At 72.2% G+C, this 24,880-nt stretch carries 17 protein-coding genes and 1 pseudogene; 12 read left to right on the forward strand and 6 right to left on the reverse strand.

The window, feature by feature from the left end; translation table 11 throughout:
* Positions 1-3: 3 nt before the first annotated feature.
* Positions 4-693, reverse strand: a complete 690-nt coding sequence (locus ACWD6P_RS05500) for a FadR/GntR family transcriptional regulator (protein WP_451442717.1) — start codon at positions 691-693, stop codon at positions 4-6.
* Between the two features lie 188 nt (positions 694-881).
* Here ACWD6P_RS05500 and leuA point away from each other — a divergent pair, with 188 nt between their 5' ends.
* From leuA to ACWD6P_RS05520, 4 genes are all read left to right on the forward strand, one after another.
* On the forward strand, positions 882-2,678 hold the full coding sequence (gene leuA, locus ACWD6P_RS05505) for a 2-isopropylmalate synthase (protein WP_451442718.1): 1,797 nt from the start codon (positions 882-884) through the stop codon (positions 2,676-2,678).
* Positions 2,675-3,553: an ABC transporter ATP-binding protein gene (locus ACWD6P_RS05510; protein WP_451442719.1), complete on the forward strand. Its 879-nt coding sequence runs from the start codon at positions 2,675-2,677 to the stop codon at positions 3,551-3,553. Before leuA ends, ACWD6P_RS05510 begins: the two co-directional genes overlap by 4 nt.
* Entirely contained in the window at positions 3,550-6,435 is a 2,886-nt protein-coding gene (locus ACWD6P_RS05515; protein ID WP_451442720.1) for a SpoIIE family protein phosphatase, read from the forward strand. The genes ACWD6P_RS05510 and ACWD6P_RS05515 overlap by 4 nt, the downstream gene beginning before the upstream one ends.
* Positions 6,436-6,517: 82 nt before the next feature.
* The gene (locus tag ACWD6P_RS05520) at positions 6,518-7,012 is read left to right on the forward strand and encodes a hypothetical protein (RefSeq protein ID WP_451442721.1); all 495 of its coding nucleotides are present in this window, start codon (positions 6,518-6,520) and stop codon (positions 7,010-7,012) included.
* A gap of 6 nt (positions 7,013-7,018) precedes the next feature.
* On the opposite strand, the gene ACWD6P_RS05525 is transcribed toward ACWD6P_RS05520, so the two are convergent.
* Positions 7,019-7,507: a DUF4118 domain-containing protein gene (locus ACWD6P_RS05525; RefSeq protein ID WP_451442722.1), complete on the reverse strand. Its 489-nt coding sequence runs from the start codon at positions 7,505-7,507 to the stop codon at positions 7,019-7,021.
* A gap of 360 nt (positions 7,508-7,867) precedes the next feature.
* On the opposite strand from ACWD6P_RS05525, the gene ACWD6P_RS05530 reads away from it, so the two are divergent.
* Both ACWD6P_RS05530 and ACWD6P_RS05535 read left to right on the forward strand, forming a co-directional pair.
* The gene (locus ACWD6P_RS05530) at positions 7,868-9,838 is read left to right on the forward strand and encodes an amino acid transporter (RefSeq protein WP_451442723.1); all 1,971 of its coding nucleotides are present in this window, start codon (positions 7,868-7,870) and stop codon (positions 9,836-9,838) included.
* Between the two features lie 51 nt (positions 9,839-9,889).
* On the forward strand, positions 9,890-10,060 hold the full coding sequence (locus tag ACWD6P_RS05535) for a hypothetical protein (protein ID WP_451442724.1): 171 nt from the start codon (positions 9,890-9,892) through the stop codon (positions 10,058-10,060).
* Here ACWD6P_RS05535 and ACWD6P_RS05540 read toward each other — a convergent pair.
* Both ACWD6P_RS05540 and ACWD6P_RS05545 read right to left on the reverse strand, forming a co-directional pair.
* Complete coding sequence (locus ACWD6P_RS05540) at positions 10,036-11,223, reverse strand: acyltransferase family protein (protein WP_451442725.1); 1,188 nt, start codon at positions 11,221-11,223, stop codon at positions 10,036-10,038. The two genes, ACWD6P_RS05535 and ACWD6P_RS05540, sit on opposite strands and share 25 nt — an antisense overlap.
* Positions 11,220-13,607, reverse strand: coding sequence for a glycosyltransferase (locus tag ACWD6P_RS05545; protein WP_451442726.1), 2,388 nt, complete (start codon positions 13,605-13,607; stop codon positions 11,220-11,222). Before ACWD6P_RS05545 ends, ACWD6P_RS05540 begins: the two co-directional genes overlap by 4 nt.
* A gap of 663 nt (positions 13,608-14,270) precedes the next feature.
* Between ACWD6P_RS05545 and ACWD6P_RS05550 the strand changes: the two genes are divergently transcribed.
* The gene (locus tag ACWD6P_RS05550) at positions 14,271-14,996 is read left to right on the forward strand and encodes a transcriptional regulator (RefSeq protein WP_451442727.1); all 726 of its coding nucleotides are present in this window, start codon (positions 14,271-14,273) and stop codon (positions 14,994-14,996) included.
* Between the two features lie 80 nt (positions 14,997-15,076).
* Here ACWD6P_RS05550 and ACWD6P_RS05555 read toward each other — a convergent pair whose 3' ends face one another.
* Positions 15,077-16,687 (reverse strand): nucleobase:cation symporter-2 family protein, encoded by a 1,611-nt coding sequence (locus tag ACWD6P_RS05555; protein WP_451442728.1) that lies wholly within the window; start codon positions 16,685-16,687, stop codon positions 15,077-15,079.
* 387 nt (positions 16,688-17,074) lie between these two features.
* On the opposite strand from ACWD6P_RS05555, the gene ACWD6P_RS05560 reads away from it, so the two are divergent.
* From ACWD6P_RS05560 to ACWD6P_RS05575, 4 genes and pseudogenes are all read left to right on the forward strand, one after another.
* Positions 17,075-19,414: an FHA domain-containing protein gene (locus ACWD6P_RS05560; RefSeq protein WP_451442729.1), complete on the forward strand. Its 2,340-nt coding sequence runs from the start codon at positions 17,075-17,077 to the stop codon at positions 19,412-19,414.
* Positions 19,415-19,430: 16 nt separating this feature from the next.
* Positions 19,431-20,096: a hypothetical protein gene (locus ACWD6P_RS05565; protein WP_451442730.1), complete on the forward strand. Its 666-nt coding sequence runs from the start codon at positions 19,431-19,433 to the stop codon at positions 20,094-20,096.
* Positions 20,093-21,155 (forward strand): annotated as a pseudogene (locus ACWD6P_RS05570) (serine/threonine-protein kinase). Before ACWD6P_RS05565 ends, ACWD6P_RS05570 begins: the two are co-directional and overlap by 4 nt.
* A gap of 91 nt (positions 21,156-21,246) precedes the next feature.
* The gene (locus ACWD6P_RS05575; protein ID WP_451442731.1) at positions 21,247-21,825 is read left to right on the forward strand and encodes a MepB family protein; all 579 of its coding nucleotides are present in this window, start codon (positions 21,247-21,249) and stop codon (positions 21,823-21,825) included.
* Between the two features lie 22 nt (positions 21,826-21,847).
* Here ACWD6P_RS05575 and ACWD6P_RS05580 read toward each other — a convergent pair whose 3' ends face one another.
* Positions 21,848-23,152: a streptophobe family protein gene (locus ACWD6P_RS05580; protein WP_451442732.1), complete on the reverse strand. Its 1,305-nt coding sequence runs from the start codon at positions 23,150-23,152 to the stop codon at positions 21,848-21,850.
* A gap of 283 nt (positions 23,153-23,435) precedes the next feature.
* Between ACWD6P_RS05580 and ACWD6P_RS05585 the strand changes: the two genes are divergently transcribed.
* Positions 23,436-24,686, forward strand: coding sequence for a DUF6777 domain-containing protein (locus ACWD6P_RS05585; protein WP_451442733.1), 1,251 nt, complete (start codon positions 23,436-23,438; stop codon positions 24,684-24,686).
* Positions 24,687-24,880: the final 194 nt, after the last annotated feature.

Raw genomic sequence — 24,880 nt, forward strand, 5'->3', positions numbered from 1 at the left:
GCCTCACACGGCACGCAGCCGATCGAGCGTCTGCCTGAGCTCCTCCCGCAGGGTGCGACCGGCCGCTTCGGCGTCCGCCCGTGCGATGGCCGCCACGAGGAGGGTGTGTTCGCGGTCGCCGTGGTTCGGGTCGTCGGTCCGCAGGTCGAGCAGCTCCACCAGGTCGATCAGCCCCGTGCGCAGCACCGGTACGAACTCGCTGAACAGGGCGGTGAGTACGGGGTTGTGTGCGGCGGTGACGATGGCGGTGTGCAGGGCGATGTCGGCGTCGACGAACTCGGCGTTGCCTGCCTTCGCGGCCTTCCGGCGCTGGGCCAGCGCCGTGTCCAGGGCGGTGAGGTCGTCGTCCGTGCGGCGCTCGGCGGCCATCTGGGCGGCTTCGACTTCGAGGAGCATGCGGACTTCGTAGACGTCCGTGACGGCCGCGCGGCGCAGCTGAGTGGGCCAGTCCTCCACGGGTTTGGTGGCGATGACGAAGACACCGGCGCCTTGGCGTGCCTGCACCAGGCCCGCTCCGGCGAGTGCGCGCAGTGCCTCGCGGACGGTTGAGCGTCCCACCCCGAGGCTCTGGGCGAGGGCGTTCTCACCGGGGAGTTTCGTTCCGACGGTCCACTCGCCCTTGGTGATCTGCTCGCGCAGGCGTTCCGTGGCCTGCTCGACCAAGGGGGTCGGCCGCAAGGCGCCCAGTGGCATGCGACGTTCACCTTCTCTTTTACTTCTCAGGTTGTCTGAGGTGTTCGGCTGTGGCTACTCTACCCGGCATGTCGCTGTGCGAGCTCCTTCTTCTCGGCTGCCGCTGCGGGGTCTGACGGACCGGCACCCCGTAGCGGGTATCCGGCCCTGCCGGTCGCCAGACGCCTGACCGAAGGAAGTTCTGCGCCATGGCACCACCCCAGATCCAGGCTTTCCCCACACTGCGCACCCCGTCCGGTCCGGTTCCCGCCGACGCTCCGGCGTGGAACCCGCAGCGACCGAGCGCGATGCCGCACCAGCGCTACCGGCCCGCGCACGCCCGGGTTCCGCTGCCGCTGACGGACCGGACCTGGCCGTCGCGCCGGCTCGAAAAGGCGCCCCTGTGGGTGCCCGTCGATCTGCGCGACGGCAACCAGGCGCTGGCCGAGCCCATGGACACCGGGCGCAAGCGCCGGATGTTCGACCTGATGGTGACGATGGGCTACAAGGAGATCGAGGTCGGCTACCCCTCCGCCAGCCAGACCGACTTCGACTTCGTACGCCATCTGGCCACCAGCGGCGCGGTGCCCGACGACGTGACCGTCTCGGTCTTCACCGCCGCCCGTTCCGATCTGATCGACCGCACCGTCGCCGCCGTCGAAGGCCTGCCCCGCACCCTCGTCCATCTCTACACCGCCACCGCACCGACGTGGCGGAACGTGGTCCTGGGGCGTTCGCGCAGCGAACTCCACGGGATGATCCTGGACGCGGCCGCCCATCTGATGCGGCGCGCCGAGGAGCGGTCAGGAGCCGATATCCGGTTCGAGTTCTCCCCCGAGGTCTTCAACCTCACCGAACCGGACTTCGTCCTGGACGTCTGTAACAGCGTCACAGAGCTGTGGCAGGCCAGCCCGGACCGGCCGGTGATCCACAACCTGCCGGCGACGGTGGAGATCGCCACCCCCAATGTGTACGCGGACCAGATCGAGTACATGGACCGCCATCTGGCGCGGCGTGACGCGGTGATCCTTTCCGTGCACCCGCACAACGACCGCGGCACCGGGGTCGCCTGCGCCGAACTCGCCGTCCTGGCAGGGGCGCAGCGGGTGGAGGGCTGCCTGTTCGGCAACGGCGAGCGGACCGGCAACGTCGACCTGGTCACCCTGGCGCTGAACCTGTACGCACAGGGCGTCAATCCCATGATCGACTTCTCCGACGTCGACGCCGTGCGCGAGGTGGTGGAGCACTGCAACCGGCTGCCCGTCCACCCGCGCCACCCCTACGCCGGCGACCTCGTCCACACCGCCTTCTCCGGGACCCACCAGGACGCCATCGCCAAGGGCCTGGCCCACCACGCCAAGCAGGCCGCGGAGCTGGGCGTGCCGCCCCAGGAGGCGCCCTGGGAGGTTCCGTACCTGCCGCTCGACCCGGGTGACATCGGCCGTACCTACGAGGAGGTCATCCGCATCAACTCCCAGTCCGGCAAGGGCGGCATCGCCCATCTGCTCCACACCCACCACGGCCTGGACCTGCCCCGGCGGATGCGTCCGGACTTCTCCGCAACGGTGCAGCGGGCCACCGACGCCGGCGGGCGGGAGCTCTCGCCCGAGGACCTGTGGGAGCTGTTCCAGGCGACCTACCTCGCCCCGGCCCGCAACGGTCCGGTCGCCCTGAGCTCCTGGAGCACCGCCGAAACCGGGCCCGGCGAGCACCGGTTCACCTGCGTCCTGGAGGAGAACGGACGGGACCGGTCGCACCAGGGGACCGGCAACGGGCCGCTGTCGGCGCTGGCCGATGCCCTCGGGAGTGCCGGTTTCCGCGTCGACATCCTCGACTACGCCGAGCACGCCACCGACGTGGGGCCCGGCAGCCCGGCCGTCGCCTACGCCGAGTGCCGGGTGGACGGGACCACGTGCTGGGGAGCCGGCTGGGACACCTCCGTTCTCGCCGCCTCGGTGCAGGCCGTCGTGGCAGCCGTCAACCGTGCCGGGCGGGCCGGACGGTGACCGCATCGCCCGTACTGCGCGTGGACCGGGCCGACCTCGTCCGCGACGGCAACCCGATCCTGCACGAGGTGTCCTTGACGGTGCGGCCGGGAGAGCACTGGGCGCTGCTCGGCGCCAATGGTGCCGGCAAGAGCACCCTGCTCGGCCTGCTGGGTGCGCTCACCCATCCCACCCGGGGCACGGTGGAAGTCCTGGGAAGCGAGCTGGGACGGATCGACCTTCGCCAACTGCGGTCCGCCGTGGGGCATGTGGACCCACGCCATGGTCCGCGCTCGCCGCTGAGGGTCCGGGACGTGGTGCTGACCGGGCTGACCAACACCGTCGAACGTGTCCCGCGCTGGGCTCCGACGCCCGAGCAGGCCGCCATGGCCGACCGCCTCATCGGCCTGCTCGGCCTCGGCGGCCGCCGCGACGCGCGCTGGCCCACCCTGTCCCAGGGCGAGCGCGGCAGGGCGCTGATCGCCCGCGCGCTCATGCCCAGCCCGCGGCTGCTGTTGCTGGACGAGCCCGCCACGGGCCTCGACGTCGCCGGCCGGGAGCAGCTCATCGAACGGATCGACACGCTCCAGCACACCTACCCCGAGCTGTCGTCGGTGCTGGTCACCCATCATCTGGAGGAGCTTCCGCCCGGCACGACGCACGCCCTGCTGCTGCGGGACGGACGCGTGCTGGCCTCGGGGCCGGTCGCCGGCGTACTGACCGGCGACCAGGTCAGCCGGTGCTTCGACCACCCGGTACACCTCGCCCGCGCCGACGGCCGGTGGAGTGTACGGACCCGCCGCCCGGCCGGGCGGTCACGGCGTGCAGCCACCGCACAACGCCATGCCCCAGCTGATCACCCCACAGTGGAGCAGAATGCTAAATATGGGGCATGAGGGAAAAATTCCGGCGAGAGGGTGATGATCCGCAGGGCTCGTCACCCTCCCCCCGGCAACGCCTCCGGTCGCTGCTGAAGCTGCGTGGGGTGCGCGCGCAGAGCGTCGCGGGCCAGGTGTTCGGGTTGCAGCTGGCGCTCGTGTTGCTGCTGGTCGTCGCGGGGGTCGTGGCCCTCGTCTTCCAGGCGCGGGGGGCGATCAGGCAGGAGGCCCGGCAGCGCTCGGTCATCGAGGCCGAGACCTTCGCCCGCGCGCCGGGCACGCTGGCCGCCATGAAGTCCGCCGACCCCACCGCGCTGCTGCAGCCCCATGCGGAGGCGGCCCGCAAGAGCGCCGGCGTCGACTACATCGTCGCGTTCCGGCCGGACGGCATCCGGTGGACCCACCCGGACCCGCAGCTGATCGGCAAGCACGTCGTCGGCGGCTCCTTCCGGCAGGCCCTCAGCGGCAAGGCGTACACCACCACGCTCTCCTCGGCCGTCGGTCCCGCGGTGAACACCGTGGTCCCGGTCGTCGACAGGGACCGTTCGGTCGTCGGGCTGGTGTCCGTCGGCATCCGCATCCAGAAGACGGAGCAGCGGGTGGCCGACCAGCTGCCGCTGCTGCTCGGCTTCGCGGTCGGGGCGCTGCTGCTGGTCACCGCGGGGACGGTGCTGGTCAACCGCCGGCTGCGGCGGCAGACGCACGGGCTGCACCCGGCCGAGATGCGGCGGATGTACGACCACCACGACGCCGTGCTGCACGCCGTACGGGAGGGCGTGCTGATCATCGGCAGTGACGGGCGGCTGCTGCTGGCCAACGACGAGGCGCGGCGGCTGCTCGGCCTGCCGGACGACGCCGACGCGGAGCGGCGGCCGGTCGACGGCCTGGGCCTGGACCCGCGGCTGAGCGCGCTGCTGACCTCCTGCCGGGAGGCGACCGACGAGGTGCATCTGGCCGGTGACCGGCTGCTGGCCGTGAACGTCCGGCCGACCGCCCCCTACGGCGGGCCGGCCGGGTGTGCGGTGACGCTGCGGGACACCACCGAACTGCGGGCGGTCTCCGGCCGGGCGGAGGTGGCCCAGGAGCGGCTGAAGCTGATCTACGACGCGGGGCTGGGCATCGGCACGACGCTGGATGTGTCGCGGACGTGCCAGGAACTGGCCGATGTCGCGGTCCCCCGGTTCGCCGACGTCGTCACCGTCGAACTGCGCGAGCCGGTGCTGCAGGGCGACGAGCCGGAGGGCGGGGCGGACACCGATCTGCGGCGGATGGCCGTCCGGGGCTTCACCGAGGACGCGCCGGTGTACCAGGTGGGCGAGGTGATCAGATTTGCGCCCGGGACGCCGATGGCGTCGAGCCTGGAGAGCGGCCGGCCGGTCCTCGTCGACGACATGCGCAGCTCCGACGAGTGGCGGGGGCAGGATCCGACGGCCACCCAGCGGATCCTGGACGCCGGTATCCGCTCGGTGATCTCCGTCCCGCTGCAGGCCCGCGGGGTCGTGCTGGGGCTGGCCGGCTTCTGGCGGTCGGAGGCCTCCGGCGGCTTCGAGGAGGAGGACCTGTCCTTCGCCGAGGAGCTGGCCGCGCGGGCCGCGGTCGCGATCGACAACGCCCGCCGCTACACCCGCGAGCACGCCCTCGCCGTCACCCTGCAGCGCAGCCTGCTGCCGCAGACCCTGCCGGCGCAGTCCGCCCTGGAGGTGGCGCACCGCTATCTGCCCGCGCAGGCGGGCGTCGGCGGCGACTGGTTCGACGTCATTCCGCTGCCCGGGGCCCGGGTCGCGCTGGTCGTCGGGGATGTCGTCGGACACGGTCTGCACGCCGCCGCCACGATGGGCCGGCTGCGCACCGCGGTGCACAACTTCTCCGCCCTCGACCTGCCGCCCGACGAACTGCTCAACCACCTGGACGAGCTGGTCAGCCATATCGACACGGACGAGGCGCGGGCGGCCGACGCGGCCGCGGACGGCCGCCGCGCGGCGGACGAGGAGGTGGTCTGGCCGGGCGTCAGCAGCGAAGCCGGCGGGACGGGTCCGGACGGCGGGCGTACCGGCATCACCGGCGCGACCTGCCTGTACGCCATCTACGACCCGGTCGGGGGCCGGGCCACCCTGGCCAGGGCGGGCCACCCCGGCCCGGCCCTGGTCCGCCCCGACGGGACGGTCACCTACCCCGATGTGCCGGTCTCCCCTCCCCTGGGCCTGGGCGGCAGCATGCCGGTGGAGACCGCGGAGCTCACCCTGGTCGAGGGTTCCCGTCTGGTGCTGTACACGGACGGGCTGGTCGAGGACCGCGACCGCGATATCGACACCGGCCTGGAGCTGCTGCACACGGCGCTGGCCTCGGGGGCGGACCGCACCCCGGAGCAGACCTGTACGGCGGTCCTCGACGCGATGCTGCCCGAGCACCCCAGCGACGACATCGCGCTGCTGGTGGCCCGCACCCGGCTGCTGGACCCCGCCCATGTCGCCGAGTGGGAGGTCCCCTCGGACCCGGCGGCCGTCGCGCCCATCCGGGCCGCCTGCCTGCGCCGGCTGCAGGCCTGGGGGCTGGAGCCGATCGAGTTCACCACCGAGCTGATCCTCAGCGAACTGATCACCAACGCGATCCGCTACGGCGCCCAGCCCATCCGGGTCCGGCTGCTCCACGACCGCGCCCTGATCTGCGAGGTCTCCGACGGCACCAGCGCCTCGCCGCATCTGCGCCGGGCCGCGACCACCGACGAGGGCGGCCGCGGTCTGTTCCTCGTCGCCCAGTTCGCCCAGCGGTGGGGCACCCGCTACACGCCGGGCGGCAAGGTCATCTGGACCGAACAGTCCCTCGACGGCCGCCGCAACGAGACCGGCCCGGAATCGGTGGACGACATCCTGGACCAGTGGGACGACGTGCCGGCGAAGTGAGGCGGCGCCCGCGACGTGAGGCGGGTCCACCGGGCTGGCTCTAGGGTCGGTGAAGGGGCCGACGATCGAGCAGGAGGCTCCGATGGTGTTGCTGCCCGAAGCGCGTGATGTGGCCCCGCGGCTGGTCACCGGTGCGTTCATGCTGAACTCCGGGCTGACCAAGCTGCGGGCGGACCAGGCGACCGCCGAGGGTGTGCACGCGATGGCCCGTACGGCGTATCCGTTCCTGGAGAAGCTGCCGGCCGGGCGGTTCACCCGGCTGCTGGCGTGTACGGAGATCGCGGTCGGCAGCACACTGCTCACGCCGTTCGTGCCGACCCGGCTGGCCGGGATGGCGCTGACGGGCTTCGCCGGCGGGCTCGTCGGCCTGTACCTGCGGCTCCCCGGGATGCGGGAGCCGGGCAGTCTGCGGCCGACCCAGGACGGGGTTCCGCTCGCCAAGGACGCCTGGATGCTGGGCATCGGGCTGGGGTTCCTGAGCGCGCGGGGCAGGGCGCGGCGGGCGGCCGCCGGCCGGTTCGGGCGGCGCGGCGCCCGGCACCGGCACCGGCACCACTGCCGGTGCCACTGCCACTGAGGTCCCTCAGCGCCTGCCGCGGCCGGCCGGCCACCGGCGGGCCGCGCGTACGGCGGCCGCGCAGCCCGCGGCCGTGAGGCCGGCGAGGAGCAGCACCAGCAGGCCCGTCCGGTCGGGCTGCCGGAAGGCCAGTTCGGCGTGCCGGTGCAGCACAAAGCCGTCGTAGAACATCCAGGACACCAGGGCCACGGCGGGCGCCAGCGGCGGCCTGGCCGGTGCGGCCGCGAGCGCGGTCAGCAGGGTGAAGACGGCGAGCGCGACAGTGGCGTGGGAGGTCTCACCGGTCAGCAGCAGTGCGGTCGCCAGCAGCGCCGCGGCGACGGCGCCGAGCGGCATGGCGAGGTCGCCGGTGAGGGTGCGGACGGGCGGCGGCCGGTGGGCGCGGCGCGGACGGCACAGCGCGGCGGTGTGCGGGACGCGGACGGTGTGCGGGACGCGGGTGGTGTGCGGCATGCGCGGTCGGCGGACCGGTGCCGGGGGGTGAAGCGCGGCCATGGGGAGCACCTCCTGCCGTGGGCCCGGGTCGGACCGGCTCTCGGGTCGCCTCCCGGTCCTGGGTCTCGACCCGGCCCTTCCGCCAGACTGCGCGCCCGGGGTGCTGCGGGAGCGCCGCAAGGGCGCCTCTTGACGCGGTGCATACGGGGTACGGACGGTTTCTGACGCGCTCTTGACGCTCCCTTGATGCGTCCTTGACGCGGCCCTGAGGTGGCCTGGAGCCGACCGACGCGGGCGCCGCTGCCGCCGATGTCGCCGGGCGCGGGGTGGGCCGGGGCGCCGGGGGCACGGTGTTGCATACTCGCTCCTCGTTGCCCGAACAGTTCGAACCGATGACCGAGAACGGCAGGACGTCACCGCATGACCACCCCCACACAGGCGGACCCCGCGCCTGCCGCCCCCGCCGCCCAACGGTGGCGCGGCTGGCTGCTGGACGGACTCAGCAGCCGCACCGGCCGGCACTCCGGGCCGCACGGCACCCCGCCGGCCGAGCACAAAGGGCACTCCTGGTGGCGCGTCATGTGCCTTACGGGCGTGGACTACTTCTCAACTCTGGGCTACCAGCCGGGCATTGCCGCGCTGGCGGCCGGACTGCTCTCGCCGTTCGCCACCCTCGTACTGATCGCGCTGACCCTGCTCGGCGCCCTGCCGGTCTACCGCAGGGTCGCCAAGGAGAGCCCCAACGGCGAGGGTTCGATCGCCATGCTGGAGCGGCTGCTGCCCTGGTGGGCGGGGAAGCTGCTGGTCCTGGTGCTGCTCGGGTTCGCGGCGACGGACTTCGTGATCACGATGACGCTGTCGGCCGCGGACGCCTCGGCACACGTGGTGGAGAACCCGTTCGCCCCGGCCGCGCTGCACGGGGCGAACCTGTGGATCACGCTGGTGCTGCTGGCGGCCCTGGGCGCGGTCTTCCTCAAGGGCTTCCGCGAGGCGATCGGCATCGCCGTCGGGCTCGTCGGGATCTACCTCGTCCTCAACATCGTCGTGCTGGCCACCTCGGCCTGGCAGGTGCTCGCGCACCCCGTGGTCGTCGGCGACTGGTGGGGCGCGATGTCCGCCGAGCACTCCTCGCCGCTGGCGATCGTCGGGGTGGCGCTGCTGGTCTTCCCCAAGCTGGCGCTGGGCATGTCCGGCTTCGAGACCGGTGTCGCCGTCATGCCGCAGGTACGGGGCGACGCGACCGACACCGACGCCCGCCCGGCCGGCCGGATCCGCGGCACCCGCCGGCTGCTGACCACCGCGGCGCTGATCATGAGCTGCTTCCTGCTGCTGTCGAGCCTGGCCACCACCCTGCTGATCCCGCAGAAGGAGTTCGAGACGGGCGGCTCGGCCAACGGCCGTGCGCTCGCCTACCTGGCACACGAGTATCTGGGCGAGGCGTTCGGCACCGTCTACGACATCTCCACCATCGCCATCCTCTGGTTCGCCGGCGCCTCGGCGATGGCGGGGCTGCTCAACCTCGTACCGCGCTATCTGCCGCGCTACGGCATGGCCCCGGAGTGGACCCGGGCGGTACGCCCGCTGGTGCTGATCTTCCTCGCCATCGCCTTCGGCGTCACCGTCGTCTTCGACGCCAGCGTCGACGAGCAGAGCGGGGCGTATGCGACCGGTGTGCTGGTGCTGATGCTCTCGGCGTCCTTCGCCTCCACCGTCGCCGCCCGGCACCGGCGGCTGCGGGCGGCCACCATCGGCTTCGGGGTCATCACCCTGGTCTTCGGATACACCCTGATCACCAATGTCATCGAGCGGCCGGACGGTCTGAAGATCGCGCTGCTGTTCATCCTCGGCATCCTGCTGACCTCGTTCGCCTCCCGCGTCCACCGCGCCTTCGAACTGCGCGCCGTACAGGTCGACTTCGACGAGACCGCCGGGCGCCTGATAGACGCCGCGACGGCCGCCGGACCGCTGCGGGTGATCGCCAACGAACCCGATGAACGGGACGCGGCGGAGTACCGGGAGAAGGAGTACAGCCAGCGCGAGGAGACCCATATCCCCGACGGCCGTCCGGTGCTGTTCCTGGAGGTGACCGTCCGGGACTCCTCGGACTTCACCACCGACCTGCACGTCCAGGGCGAGGAGCGCTACGGCGCGCAGATCCTGCGGGTGGAGGGCGCCGGCGTGGCCAACACCATCGCCGCCGTACTGATGCAGCTGCGCGAGCGCACCGGCCAGGTCCCGCACGCCTACTTCAACTGGACCGAGGGCCATCCCTTCAGCCATCTGCTGCGCTTCCTGGTCTTCGGCGACGGCGAGGTCGCCCCGGTCACCCGCGAGGTCCTGCGCCGCGCCGAGCCCGACCCGGCCAGGCGCCCGCGCGTCCACGTCGGCTGACGACCGCACACACCACCGAACCCGCCCGGCCGGCCCGCCGGGCGGGTTGCGGTGCTGGAGGAATTCCTGCCGGTGGACGCCCAACGCACCACCGCGCTACGGGTGTTGGCCGCCTACCACGACCACCTCGACAAGATCTTCGCCGGGGACCCGGCGCGCGGTGCGCGGGCCCCCGGCGAAGGGCCGGGCGACGACGGTCAGCGGGTGGCGGGCTCCGGGTAGAACTCGCGCGGCCGGCCGCGGTGGTCCTTGAGGCGGCCCAGCAGACTCGACGGGTATTCGATCAGCCAGTAGCTCGCCGCCGCGGCGGGCAGCGCCGCCACGAAGACGATCAGCAGGGCCAGCGGGAAGCCCGACTGGCCGGCGGGCAGCAGCCCGGCCTTGTGGAGCTGGAGCATGACCGGCTCGTGCCAGATGAAGAGGGAGTAGCTGATCAGTCCGACGGCGGTGAGCCAACGGGTCGTCAGCATCCGGTGCCAGAAGCTCTGTTGGTGTACGTGGACGGTGCTGAAGACCAGGACGACCCACAGGAGCGAGGCGAGCGGGTGGTAGAAGGTGAAGGAGAAGTTCTCCGGTACGGAGTCCAGGGACAGGGCGAACAGCCCGGCGAGCCCCAGCCCGGCCAGCGGCAGCGCGGTGCGCGGGCGGAGCCGGCCCCGGTCACCGAGGGCGGCGGTCGCCACGGCCAGTCCCATCCCGGCCGCGAAGCCGCCGAAGCGGGCCTGCGGGCCGAAGTAGACCACCCAGTCGGTGTGCGGCACACCGAACGTGTAGTGGGCGAGGGCGATCCAGGCGAGCGGCGCGGCGAACAGGAACGCACACCCCGCCGCGCACACCGCCACCCGGCTGCCGCGCCGCCGCAGCGGCCGGCAGGCCCGTACCGCCAGCGGCCCCAGCGCCACCAGCACGAGGTAGAACAGCACCTCCAGCGAGAGCGACCAGGTGGGGCCCAGGGTGTAGAAGATCCGCTGCTGGTCGAAGACATGGGTGAAGGTGAGGTGCTCGACCAGGTCCTGCCAGTTGCCCGGCAGGGTCGGGTTGCGGGTCGCCCAGACCACCAGCACGGCCAGGACGTACAGCGGAAGGATCCGGATCGTGCGCCGGAAGAGGAACAGCCGGGCGGGCTTCGTCGAGCGCCCGTCGATGGCGGCCCGCGCGTACGAGAGCGTGAGCAGATACGCGGAGAGCACGAAGAACAGGTCGATGACTTCCAGGGAGAGCACCGCGCCGAGCGCCGGGTTGTCGACCGGCGGGTGGCCGCCCTCGGCGTCGTAGCGGAAGTACTGCTGCCAGACGTGGAAGACGACGGTGCTCAGCGCGGCGAGCCCGCGGAAGCCGTCGATGGCGCTCGCCCGGCTGCGGGCCGGGGCGGTTTCGGCGCTCATCGGCGGGCCATCGCCTTCGTGGCGGCCCGCGGTGTGACCCGCCACTGCCGGTCGCCCAGCGCCTCCTTCAGATGGGCCTGCCGGGCCACCATGTTCTTGAAGTGGCTGTAGAGGAACGTCGATACCAGGAAGTACGACCAGAACCACCGGCGGCGGGCGCGCAGTTCGGGGACCGCAAGCCGCCAGGCGAAGAGCGCCTGCACGGGACCGGCCGCCATGGTGAACAGCACCGCCAGTACGCACACCGGCACCGCCCAGTCCAGCCGGTCCACACCGCCGGCCCGCCAGGCCGAGTACAGCAGGATGGGCAGGATCTGCAGCGTCAGCCAGGGCTGCACCTCGCGCCAGCCCAGCAGGACGAACAGGCCGAGCTTCTGACGTGCCGTGAAGACCGGTGAGCGCAGCCCGCGCCACAGGTGCTTGAGCGAGACCTGGAGCCAGCCCTGGGCCCAGCGCGAGCGCTGGTTCCACAGCGCCTTGACGGTGGTGGGCGCGAGCTCCCGGGAGATCAGGGTGCGGTCGACGGCGAACCGGGCGCCCTCGCCCAGTGCGCGCAGCGTGGAGTCGATGTCCTCGGTCAGCATCGAGCCGTGCATACGGGTACGGGCGAGCAGGTCCGTGCGCCAGAAGCCGTTGGAGCCGCCGAACACGCCGAATCCGTAGAGCCGGGTGCGGCCGGGGTGGCTGACCGCGTAGATCGCCTCGAACTCCACCGCGACCGTTTCGGCGACCCGCGAGCTCTCGCCGTTGCGTATCACGCAGTGGCCCTGGACGACGTCATGGCCGTTGGACAGCCAGTGCCAGGCGTCCTTGAAGGCGGTCGGGGCGGGGTGGTGGTCGGCGTCGAAGATGCCCACGAACTCGCCGCGGACGCGGGTGACCGCGGCGTTGATGTTCTGCGCCTTGGAGGTGGAGCCGGCGACCGGCAACAGCACCAGCCGCGGGTCGCGGGCGGCGATCTCGCGCAGGGTCTCCTCTACGGGCAGCGGGTGCGGCGTGTTGTACGCCAGCACGATCTCCAGCTGGTTGGGGTAGTCCAGGCGCAGGAACGACTCGACGGTGTCGACGATCGTCGCGGCCTCATTGGGCAGATAGGCGGCGATGACGGCGCTGGCCGGCGGGTACGGCGCTCCGGGCGTCTCGGGACGGGCCCTGGCGTCGAGCGAGAAGAGGCACTCCAGCACGATCAGCAGCGCGGAGAGCACCAGTCCGGCCACCACCACCCAGTACATGGCAGAGCCCAGGTCCCAGCCCAGCTCATAGGTCTGCTGGTAGAGCACGAAGGGCACGGCGACGCCGAGCAGCAGCGCCAGCACCGGGGAGAGCGCGGACAGGGCGGGACGCAGCAGCCGGCTCAGTGGCGGGCGCCGGTGGCGGGGCGGTGCGCCGCGCATCCAGGGCGCGTACCGGACGGGCCGCAGGTCCCGGTGGCGCAGCGCCTCCTGTACGGCGTCCCCGGCCTGATCGACGGCCCGGGTGCCGTCGGCGCAGCCGGTCAGCGGCAGCCAGCCGATCGCCGGGGTCAGGCGGACGTTCTCGTCGGCGACGATGAAGCGGGTGCCGGCCACGGTGGCGGCGAACCGCTCCAGGCCGCGGCGGGCGGTCTCCTCGTCGACGCCGGGCAGCAGCATCAGCAGCTGACCGTCGTCGTCCCAGCCGAGCCGGTCGCAGAAGCTGCCGAGACGCTCGGCCACACCGGCCAGCCGCTCGGCGACCTCCCGGCGCACCCGCTGCCCCAGCCGGGCCTCCAGGGCGGCCATCTCGGCCACTCCGACCACGGCGAGCACACCGCCGTGCCGGGCGGCCTCGGGGCGCCGCAGCTCGCGGTCGAGCTCGTCGAGGAAGTGCGGATGGGAGTAGAGCCCGGTGCGCGGATCGCGCAGCAGACTCTCCACCGGTACGGGAACCCGGCGGAGCTTGGCCTCGATACGGGCGGACAGCTCCACCGGATCGGAGGCCTCCGGTACGCAGTCGTCGGCTCCGTGGCGCAGCAGGTCCACCACTCCGGACGGCTCCGGGGTGGTGGTGACCATGAGCAGCGGCAGCGCCCGTCCGGCGGGATCGGTACGCACCTCACGGATCACCTCCAAGCCGCTCTCCTGGTGTGCGCCCGGTTCGTCCAGGGCGACGATGGCGTCCGGGTGGGCCTGCCCCATCCGCCGGCCGACCTCGCCGGGCGGGGCCTGGCTCACCTCGTGGCCGGTGGCGCGCAGGGTCTGGGTGAGCCGCTCCCGGCGCGGCCCCGGAGCGCCGACGACCAGCACGTGCCCGGCGTCGGGGGCGGGGCCGTCGTCGGGGGCGGGAGCGTCGTACGGGGCGTGCCCCGCGTCGTCGAGCAGGGCCACGGGTGAGCCCTGGGAGTTGTCGTGGTGCGAAGTGAGCACCGGGGAATGTCCTTTCGTGCAAGGAGACATGCGAAAGCGGACCCGGTCGCCGGGGTGCGGCACTTCCGGATCGTCAGCCGTCAGCCGGCTGCCAGAGGCATGACCGTCAGATGCGTGACATGCGCGACGCCGCGGTCGACCGCGGCTTGCGTCTCTCCGCGGGACGGACGGGGGCGCAGCGGCACACGGCCGCTAAGGCAGGCTCCAAGCTTCGCGCGCAGGCGCGTTCCAGCACTGATCGCATAGGAAGGGTCCCATCCTGATCGGATTGTGGGGGGAGGACCGGATGTCAGGTGTGCCGCCGTCCGGCACCGCTGAACGAGGCCGGACGACAACGCCAGCCTCAGGGATCACTGTGTCACCCCTCCCTCATCTGCGTAACGCTCTCATTACAGACGACTGTCGGAGCGATTCCGTGACCCGCTACCACCCGGTAAGCACCGGGGCATCGGCTATACCCAGTAAGCGAGTTGATGAGCGGAATCGGACAGATAGTGCACATTGCCCGCGCGCCCACCCGTCGGCTCCCGCGCCTTCGACTCGAAGGGAACTGGAGGTTCGTACCTATGGACGATCTGTTAATCTGCCCGCCCCTGGATGTTCCTCCATCTCCCCGCCCCCAAAGCGCCCCGCGAACGCCGGGCGCAGCGAGGTGTCCCGTACGTGTACAGCACTCCCTTTTCCCCCGCAGAGGCCAGATCCGCGCGGGCCCGGGTGGGCCTGAGTACGGCTCAGGTCGCCCAGTCCATGACGGCCTGCGGCGCACCGGTCCGCCCCGAGCTCATCGAGGCCTGGGAGTACGGCTCCCAGGTGCCGACCGAGCCGCAGCTGTTCGCCCTGGCCGATGTCCTGTGGTGCCCGCCGACCGCGCTGATGGGCGTGGAGCCGCGGACGCTGGCCGAACACCGGATGGCCCGTCAGCTGGGCGTGGAGCGCCTGGCGCAGCTGATCGGCATGGACCCGGCGGCGTACCGGGCCGCGGAGGGCGCACAGCAGTGGCGGGGTGACTACCGCCAGACCAAGGCGCTGGTGGAGGCGCTGGGACTGTCGCTGCGCAAGCTGATCGGGGTGATGGGGCGGGACGAGGAGCTGGCCGGGCATCTGCGGTCGGCCATCGACGGACGCTGGAAGGCGCATGTCGCTCCCGTCATCGAGATCACCACGCTCAACAAGACCCGGGTGAGCGACGCGCTGCGCACGATGCACGGCGAGTTCGCGGAGTTCTCCGAGCGCTACATGGGGCATCTGGTGGCGCGTAACGACGACTCCCGGCTCAAGGAGGTCGCCGCCGAGCGCTCGGCGTATCTGCGCCGGCTGACCGACCACTTCTGGGAGCTGATCGGGGAGGCCGGCGAGGCGCCGCCGTTCAACACGGTCACCACCCACTGACGTCCCGTCGGCGGCCGGCGGGACGGGCCGGGATCCGGCTTCCCGGATCCGGCTTCCCGCGCCCCTCCCCGCCCCTCGCCTCAGCGGGTGGGGAGTCCCCAGTGCGGCCCCTGCGGATCGTGCGGACCGCCCGGGACGCCCGGGACGCCCGGGACGCCCGGACCCTGCGGGGCGTAGGGGTCCGCCGGACGGGCGTAGGGATCCGCCGGACGTCCCTGCGGGGCGTACGGGTCCACCGGTGCGCGGGGCCCCGCGGGCTCCTGCGCGTCCCCCGGCGGGTAGGCGTCCGCCGCCTCGTCGTCGTCCTCCATCTCGTCCCAGTCGATCTCCACCGACTTGCGGCGGGTGAAGACGTTGAAGACCAGGTTCAGCAGGATCGCGGACAGACCACCCAGCGTGATGCCGCTGTTGAGGACCGCCCGGACGCCGTCCGGCATCCGCTCGAAGAACGGCGCGACCGCGGTCGGCAGCATCGAGGCACCCAGGCTGACGGCCAGGATCAGGGCGTTGCGCTCCTCGCGCAGATCGACCTTGCCCAGGATCTGGATGCCGACGGTGGCGACCATGCCGAACATCGAGATCGCCGCGCCGCCGAGCACCGGGTGCGGAATCGCGGCGACCAGGCTGCCCGCCTTCGGCAGCAGACCCAGAACGATCATGAAGCCGCCGGCCGCGACCACCACGAAGCGGCTCATGACCTTGGACATGCGCACCAGGCCGATGTTCTCGGCGAAGGCCACATAGGGGAACGAGTTGAAAACGCCGCCGAGAACGGTCGCCGCGCCGTCCGCGCGCAGCGCCCTGGCGACGGTGTCGTTGTCGACCCGCTTACGGGTGATCTCCCCGATGGCATAGACGTCACCGGTGGTCTCCACCATGGTGATCAGCATGACGACGAGCATCGCGATGATGGGGAACAGCTCGAACTTGGGCATTCCGTAATGGAAGGGCGTACTGACGCCGAACCAGTCGGCATTCTGCACCGCGCTGAAATCCACATCACCGAAGGCCCAGGCGACCGCGGTACCGCCGATAAGTCCGAGCAGCACGGCGAGGCTGCTCAGGTACGGCTTCCCGATCCGCACCACGGCGAGAATGAACAGCAGGGTGCCCAGGGCGTATCCGAGGTTCTTGAGGTCGCCGTATTCGGGCTTCCCCATCAACTGCGCGCCGCCGGCCGCGTCCTGCAGCGCCTGCGGAATCAGGGTCAGGCCGATGATGGTGAGGATGGTGCCGATGACCACCGGCGGGAAGTACTTCACCAACTTGCTGAAGAACGGCGCGAACAGGAACGTCGCTATGCCCGCGGTGATCACCGCGCCGTAGACGACGAGCAGTCCGGCGGTGCCGCCGCCCGCGCCCTGGCCGATGGCGATCATCGGTGAGACCGCGGTGAAGGTGACGCCCTGGACCAGCGGCATCCTGGCGCCGATCCGCCACACCCCCAGGGCCTGGATGATCGAGGCGATACCGCAGGTCAGCAGGTCCGCGTTGATCAGGTAGACGAGCTGGTCACGGGAGAGCCCCAGGGCGTTTCCGAGCAGGATCGGGACGATGACCGCGGCCGCGTAGAAGGCGAGGACGTGCTGGAAACCGTAGAGGGTGAGTTTGCCGACGGGGAGCACCTCGTCGACGGGGTGCGCCCTTGGGCGAGGGGACTGCTGAGGGTTTTGTCGGGAGACTCGTGCCATCTCTGCCTTGCCTTCACGAGGTAGGTGAATAAGAAGGGACCGGCGCCGTCGTGTCCGGGACGACAGACGGGCCGGCTGGGTCCCACAAAGCCGACGTTTGGCGGTGTTGCCGACACCACGTAGCCCTGTGCTGCACTTTGCGTCCTGGTTCGGCAGGACTTCCTTCGATCAGCGCGGCAAACTCCGTTATTTCCATGGAATTTGCAGGTTGGACTAATCGGACGCTCACCCTAGTTGACCTGTGCCGTTTCTCGCGAGTAACCGGTCGTATTCGCTCGCAAAGGGAAGGGAACATGCCCCGAAATCCCGTTTTGCGGAGGGACTTTGTGTGCTGTGGTGCGGGTTCGTGAACAGGCGGGGCGCGGCCCGCCGCCGTAAAATCCTGGTATGGCTGAGCGGCCGGATGCGCCCACCGCGCCTGAACTCGTCGTCGAGTCCGACGGCGGCACCCAGGTGATGAGCCCCAGCCGCGTCTACCACGTCGGACGGGACCCGCAGAGCGAGGTCGTGCTGAAGGACGCCAGGGTCTCCTGGCACCACGCGGTCCTGCGGGCCGAGGCCGGCCACTGGATGGTGGCGGACGAGGGCAGCACGAACGGCACCTACGCCGACGGGCGCCGCGTCCAGGAGTCCGGGGTCGGACCGGGCAGCGTGATCCGGTTCGGCAACCCCGCCGACGGGCCGTGCGCGGTGCTCTCCGGGGTGCCGCGGCCCGGCCCGGTCGACCGGCCGTCCGCGGTCTCCCACCCCGCAGGCACCCATACCTTCCGCCGCCCCACCTCCGTACGGCCGATCCCGGCCGCCCGGACCACCCGGATCGGCCGTTCCCCCGACAACGACCTGGTCATCGACGACCTCTCGGTCTCCCGCCGGCACGCCGAGCTGCGGTCCGGCCCCGAGGGCTTCGAGATCGTGGACCTCGGCAGCCACAACGGCACCTACCTCAACGGCCAGCCGGTGCAGCGGGCCCCGATGATCCCCGGCGACATCGTCGGCATCGGCCACTCCTCGTTCGCCCTGGTCGGCGACGAGCTGCAGGAGTTCGTCGACACCGGCGAGGTGTCGCTGGACGTCCAGGGCCTGGCCGTCCGCGTGGACAAGGGCAACAAGATCCTGCTGGACCGGGTGTCCTTCCCGGTGGGTGAGAGGACGCTGCTCGCCGTGGTCGGCCCGAGCGGCGCCGGCAAGTCGACGCTGCTCAACGCGCTGACCGGGCTGCGCCCCGCGGACGACGGCACGGTGCTCTACGACGGCCGCGACCTGTACCGCGACTACGCCGAGCTGCGCCGGCGCATCGGCCTCGTACCGCAGGACGACATCCTGCATCTGCAGCTCACCGTGCGGCGCGCCCTCACCTACGCCGCGCAGCTGCGCTTCCCGGAGGACACCGCGAAGGCCGAGCGGCAGGCCCGGGTCGACGAGGTGATCCATGAACTGGGCCTCGACCAGCGGGTCGACCAGCCCATCCACAGCCTCTCGGGCGGCCAGCGCAAGCGGGTGAGCGTGGCGCTGGAGCTGCTGACCAAGCCGTCGCTGCTCTTCCTCGACGAACCGACCTCCGGCCTCGACCCCGGTATGGACCGCTCCGTGATGCATATGCTGCGCAGCCTGGCGGACGACGGCCGCACCGTCATCGTCGTCACCCACAGCGTGCTGAGCCTGGACGTCTGCGACCGGCTGCTGGTCCTGGCGCCGGGAGGGACGATCGCCTACTACGGGCCGCCGCAGGAGGCACTGCCGTACTTCGGGTACGCGCAGTGGCCGGAGGCGTTCGAGGCCTTCGAGAACGACAAGGGCCGGGCCTGGGCGGACGAGTACCGCGCCTCCCCGCAGCACCGGCGCTATATCGCCATGGACACCCACCAGCCCCCGCGCCCCCGCCAGGCGCCGTCGGGGCCGGTGGAGGCACACAAGGCGCAGAGCTGGGGAGCCCAGCTGAGCACCCTGGTCCGGCGGTATGCGGCGGCGCTGACCGCCGACCGGACGTTCCTGATCATCATGGTCGCGCTGCCGTTCGTGATGGGTGCGATGGCGCACGCCCTGGCCGGCTCCGCGCTCACCGCCGATTCGGCGTTCAACGCGCTGCTGATCCTGTGCGTCGGAGCGGTGCTGACCGGCGCCGCCAACGCGGTACGGGAGCTGGTCAAGGAGCGGGCGATCTACCAGCGGGAGAGAGCCGTCGGGCTGTCCCGCTCGGCGTATCTGATGTCCAAGGTGCTGGTGCTCGGGACGATCACGGTCGTGCAGGCCGTGGTGCTGACGTTGGTGGCGCTGACCGGCGTCCGGCTGAACGCGCCGGGCGGCAAGGGCGTGTTGCTGCCGCCGCTGCTCGAAATCACCCTGGCGGTGGCGCTGTTGGCCTTCACCGCCATGATGCTCGGCCTGTTCGTGTCGGCGCTGGTGCGCAAGGAGGAGGTCACCATGCCGCTGCTGGTCCTCCTCGCGATCGTCCAGGTGGTGTTCTGCGGTGCGCTGCTGGATCTGCACGGCGTACCGGTGCTGGAGCAGCTGGCCTGGCTGGTGCCGTCCCGGTGGGCGCTGGGGGCCATGGCGGGCACCATCGACCTGCCGCATCTGATACCGCAGGGGGCCACGGATCCGCTGTTCCGGCACGCTCCGGGGGTCTGGCTGCTCGATATGGGCATGATGATCGTGCTCTCGCTGGTCCTCGGTTTCGTGGTCACCAAGCTGCTGCGGCGGCACGAGCCCGAGATCATGCGCGAGTAGCACCGAGGAGCCGCCTGTGACCTCGTCCGCTTTCCTCCCCAGTCATGTCGTCCCGCCGGAGGGCATGGCGACCTGGTCGGCCCCGGACGCGAGCCTGCCGAGCGCACCGCTCGATCCGCTGCTGCCGGTCCAGGTCGTCGACCGGCGCGGCGACTGGGCGCTGGCGCTGTGCTCCAACGGCTGGTCGGCCTGGGTCGACGGCCGGCTGCTGCTGACCGTGCCGCGCGAGCCGCCGACCGCCGCGCAGCCCGCCGCCCGCACCGCGGACCCCCGGCCGCTGCTCGGCGCGGCGGAGGGCGAACTGGGCAGATACCGGCAGCTGGTCGAGGAGCTGGCCGCCGGCCGGATCGACCGCGCGTCCTTCGCCGAACGGACCCGGGGCACCCGGGTGGGGGTGGTCGTGGACGGCGACGCGGTCTGGCTGTACGACGCCCGGCACGAGCGGTGGTGCTACTGCGACGGGGTGTCGCTGCAGACCTACGCGGTGAGCTCGGGACCGTCGTCGCAGCGCTCCGGGCAGGAGGCGGCGTCGGCGTCGGATCCGGGGCGTCCGGAGCCGGGGCGGGCGACGCCGTCCGGGCCCCGGTCGGCCGCCCCTCCCCCCTCCGCGCCGGGTGCGCAGCCGACGCAGGCGGCGCAGTACTCGGAAGGGCGCTCCGCCCCGCCGGATGAGGCCCCGTGACCGACGAGCCGGCCGACCGGAGCCGGGAGCGCTCCACCGCCCCCGACTCCTCCGGGCTGCGCGGACGCCAGATCGCCGGATACCGGCTGCAGGACGAGATCGGCCGGGGCGGGATGGCCGTGGTCTACCGGGCCGAGGACCTGAAGCTCGGCCGCATCGTGGCGGTGAAGCTGCTGGCGCCCGAGCTGGCCCGCAACGACACCTTCCGGCAGCGCTTCGCACATGAGTCGCGGGTCGCCGCGGCCATCGACCACCCGCACATCGTGCCGGTCTTCGAGGCCGGGGAGACCGACGGCATGCTCTACATCGCGATGCGCTACGTCGAGGGGCGGGACCTGGCCGCGCTGCTCGACCGCGACGGCCCGCTGCCTCTGGAGACCGCCTGCCGCATCGCCCTCCAGGTGGCCTCCGCGCTGGACGCCGCCCATGCGCACGACCTCGTGCACCGGGACGTCAAACCGGGCAACATCCTGATCGCCGAGGGCACCGACAGCGACCGTCCCGAGCACGCCTATCTGACCGACTTCGGGCTGACGAAGAAGTCGCTCTCACTGACCGGGTTCACCGGCGTCGGCCAGTTTCGTCGGCACGCTGGACTACGTGGCGCCCGAGCAGATCTCCGGCCGCCCGGTGGACGGCCGGTGCGATGTCTACAGCCTGGCGTGTGTGCTCTTCGAGATGCTGACCGGGTCGCCGCCGTTCCGGCGCGACGACGACATGGCGCTGCTGTGGGCGCACCAGTACGATCCGCCGCCGGCGCTGACCGAGCTGCGCCCCGATCTGTCCCCGGCCGTCGACGAGGTGTTCGCCCAGGCCCTGTCCAAGGCACCGGAGAACCGCTACGAGACCTGCCGGGGCTTCGTGGCGGCGCTGCGCACGGCCGGCCGGACCGAGCCGCCCAGGCTGCCGCCGGACGATCGGGACCAGGACCGGGACCGGGACCAGGGCCAAGACCGGGACCGGGGCGTCGGCACGACGGGCCCGGGCGATGGGGCCGGCACCGCGCCCCCGCCCCCGCCGTCGTGGGCGGTCCCGGTGTTCCCCGGCTCCACGCGCTGACCGGCGGCGGGCACCGCGGGAGACCCGAGGCCATACCCGCCACCCGCAACCCGCTCGCGTGTTCGATTTCCGGGGTGACAGCATGGTGAGCATGGTGAGCAGACAAGAGGCCCCTCAGGAGCCCGGTGCCCGTACCGCCGGGGACTGGCCGCACGAGGCGGAGATCCCCCATGACCTTCGGGCGGCGAAGGCGCTGGTGTACGACCCGAGCGGGTTCACGTGCTCACAGCCGGTGCCGGAAGCCGAGAGCGCCGAGTACGCGGCGCACGAGTTCACGCTGGACGGTCTCTTCGTCAAGTACCGCGTGGCCAAGACGACCCCGACGAAGGCCGGTCAGTTCGTCACGGTGTGGAAGAGGTCCGCGGGCGGCCCGATCCAGCCCTTCGACGCCGCCGACCCCGTGGACCTGTTCGTCATCAGCACCCGCGAGGGCGAGCGGTTCGGGCAGTTCGTGTTCCCGCGGGAGGTGCTCTGCGCACGGGGCATCGTGTCGCGGAACGGCTCCGGCGGGAAACGGGCGTTCCGCGTCTACCCGCCGTGGGTGACGACCACCAGCCGCCAGGCCCGCAGCACACAGTCCTGGCAGTCGGAGCACTTCCTGCGGGTGCCGGAGGACGGAACCGTCGACGGCGCCCGCGCCCGCCGGCTCTACCGGCCCGGCCGGCCCTGACCCATCAGACGGGGCCTGGGGCCTAGCGCTGAGGTACCTCCCCCGGATGCCGTACGCCCCGCGCGAGCAGGCTGCCGAGGAAGCCGGTGGCCAGCCCCCAGGCGGCGCCCACGCCCACCAGACGCAGGAGCTGCGGCCGCAGGGTGAGCCCGCCGCCCAGGTCGCCGCCGAGGTCGCCGACGCCGATCAGGGAGAGCCCGTAGTGGGCCTCGATCCGGGTGAGCAGTCCGACGACGAACAGGGTGAGCGCCAGCGCCGCGGCCATCTCGACGGCGTGCCGCCAGGCCGGCAGCCGCGCCGGGGAGCGGACCGCCGCGGTGAAGGCGGCGGTCAGCAGCACCACGGCCGCCAGCGCCACCAGCAGCCAGGCCCGGCCGTCGTGTTCGGCGATCGAGCCGACGTCGAGGGTCCGCTGTCCGCGGGCGCGCAGCACCTGGTCCAGCACGTGCGGCAGCGGCAGGCCGAGGGCCTTGTCGACGTGCCCCACCCAGCCGCCGCCGGCCCCCAGGCCCAGCGCCATCCAGGCCAGGTTCGGCAGCCCGAGGAAGAGCACCGCGCAGGTCTGCGCGGGGCGGTCCTTGGCGATCAGCTCGACGACGCCGATGATCAGCCCGATCGCCACATAGATCAGCAGTGTCAGCAGCATGGCGAAGGCCGGCGGCCGTACGGAGTCCTGGAAGTGCAGCAGCCGGGAGGAGAGCGGCGCCCGGCGCGAGACGAGGAAGGTCAGCGCGAGCACCGCCAGCACCCACAGCAGCGCGAAGCCGAGCGTCGCCGGCACGTCGGCGGAGAAGCCGACGGTGGGGGTGGTGCCCAGCTCGGCGCCGATCTCGTCGGCGAGGTCGTTGCCCACCGAGATCCGGAAGTCGTGCCGGGCGGCGAGTGCGACCAGCAGCACCAGCACCAGCCAGCACACCGTCGTACGGGCGATCCGGCCGAGCAGCTCCCGGGCGCCGGCCACCGCCCGGTGGCGCAGCGGCCGCAGGAAGACGGCACCGGTCACCAGCGCACCGGCCAGCGTGACCGACAGCGGTACGGCGTCGAGCGTGGCGTCCGCCTGTCCGATGATCCCCGCCTCGCCGGACAGCGTGACCGAGCCGCCCGCGGCGATCACGACGGCCGCCGCGACCACCGAGGGGAACGCCCCGCCGGGCAGGTCCGCCGCACCGGCCGCCCACAGGCCGAGCGCGGCGACCACGATCATGGTGACGACGCCTGCCGCGGCCGCACCGAGCGCTTCCCCCCAGGCCCGGACGGCGGGCGGTACGCCGGGCGTGTGTACCGGGCCGGGCGGGCCGGTGGACGCGGGGCCCCGCAACTGGCTCACGCTGCCTCCTGGTCTGTCGCGGTGGGTGCGGCACCCACCACCGTAAGCACGCCGCGTACCGCCCCGCTTGCGGACAGTGCCGAACCCGGGCACACAATTGCCTAGACACTGACGAACCAGGGTGAACCAGTGCGAACCAGGGCATTGTTCGCGCCCGGATGGCCCGCACACGCCGGAAGGGGGTTCCGTGACCTCGCCACCGCCCTCCGACAGCCGCCCGACAGGGCCGCCGTCGGGCCCTCTCTCCGACACACCGTCCGGCCCGTCGCACGAGCCGACGCAGGTGAGCACGCAGCCATGGCAGCCGCAGCCCAAGACCCCCGGGCCGCCCCCGCCACCCGGCGGCCCGGGCAAGGGAGGCGGCGGAGGCGGCGGCGGGGGCGGTGGCGGAGAGGGCGGCGGACCCTGGTGGCGGTCCGTGCCGCGGGTGGCGATCCTGGTGGCCGCCGTGGTCGCCGCGGTGATCCTGATCGTCGTACTCACCCGGCCGGAGGAGACCGCCGCGGCCGAGGTCTTCGCCGAACCGGCCGGCTCGACCGGCCAGAACCCGGTCACGGATTCCACGGCGAACGGCACCGCCCCCGCCCGGTCCGCCATCCCCAAAAAGCCCACCAAAGGCTCAAATGCCATCATCTCGGGCGCAACGCCCGGCCTCTACGGCGGCACCCGGCACAGCGCGAGCTGCGACATCGAGAAGCAGGTCAGATTCCTGGAGAGCGTCCCCGCGAAGCAACGGGCGTTCGCCCGCGTCGTGGGCCAGACCCCGGAGAACCTCCCGTCCTATCTGCGGTCGCTGACGCCCATCCAGCTGGCCTACGACACCCGGGTCACCAACCACGGCTACAAGGACGGCAAGGCCTACCCCTTCCAGTCGGTGCTGCAGGCCGGCACCGCGGTGCTGGTCGACCCGTACGGGGTGCCCCGGGTGCGCTGCAAGTGCGGGAACCCGCTGACGGCGCCGCAGCAGCTGCCGAAGGGGGCGAAGACCAGGGGCGAGAAGTGGGCGGGATACCAGCCCACCAACGCGGTCGTCGTGAAGCCCGCAAGGACCGACGTCCGCGAATTCACCCTGCGCGACCCGAAGACGGGCAAGTGGTTCAAGCGGCCCGAGGGCGCCGACGGCCCCGCCAAGGACCACCCGGTCGCCCCGCCGGCCAAGACCCCCAGCGGCCCCGCCTCCTCCCAGCCCCCGCCGACCACCGCGTCACCCCCGACCGACGGGACCACCCCCGGCGAAACCGACACCTCGCCGCCCGGGACGACCGGGACCACCGGCACGACCGGGACCAACGGGACCAACGGGACCACCGGAACCACCGGAACCACCGGCACGAACGGAACGACCGGCACGAACGGGACGACCGGCACGACGGACACCGGAACTCCGACGGAGGGCACCGGAGGGGCCAGCACCACCGGAGGGGCCGACACCACCGGCGGGAGCGACACCACCGGCGGCTCCGACACCACCGGCGGTACGACCGGTTCGCCGTCCGGCAGCAACGGATCACCCGGCGGTGAGCCCCACACGTAACGGCGGCGGGGCCACGCCGGCCGGCTGAGGCACGGGCCGGCACTCCCCCGGCCCGCCCCTTCGATATCGAACTGTGTCCTAATATTCGGTGCACCGGACAACCACCACAGCAGTCAGACCCTCTGCATAGACGGCGGGTGCATTGGCGGCCTTTGACGGTTACGCCCTCACAGGGCCGGACCCGCCAACGCCAG

It is taken from the genome of Streptomyces sp. NPDC002446 (assembly GCF_053595675.1).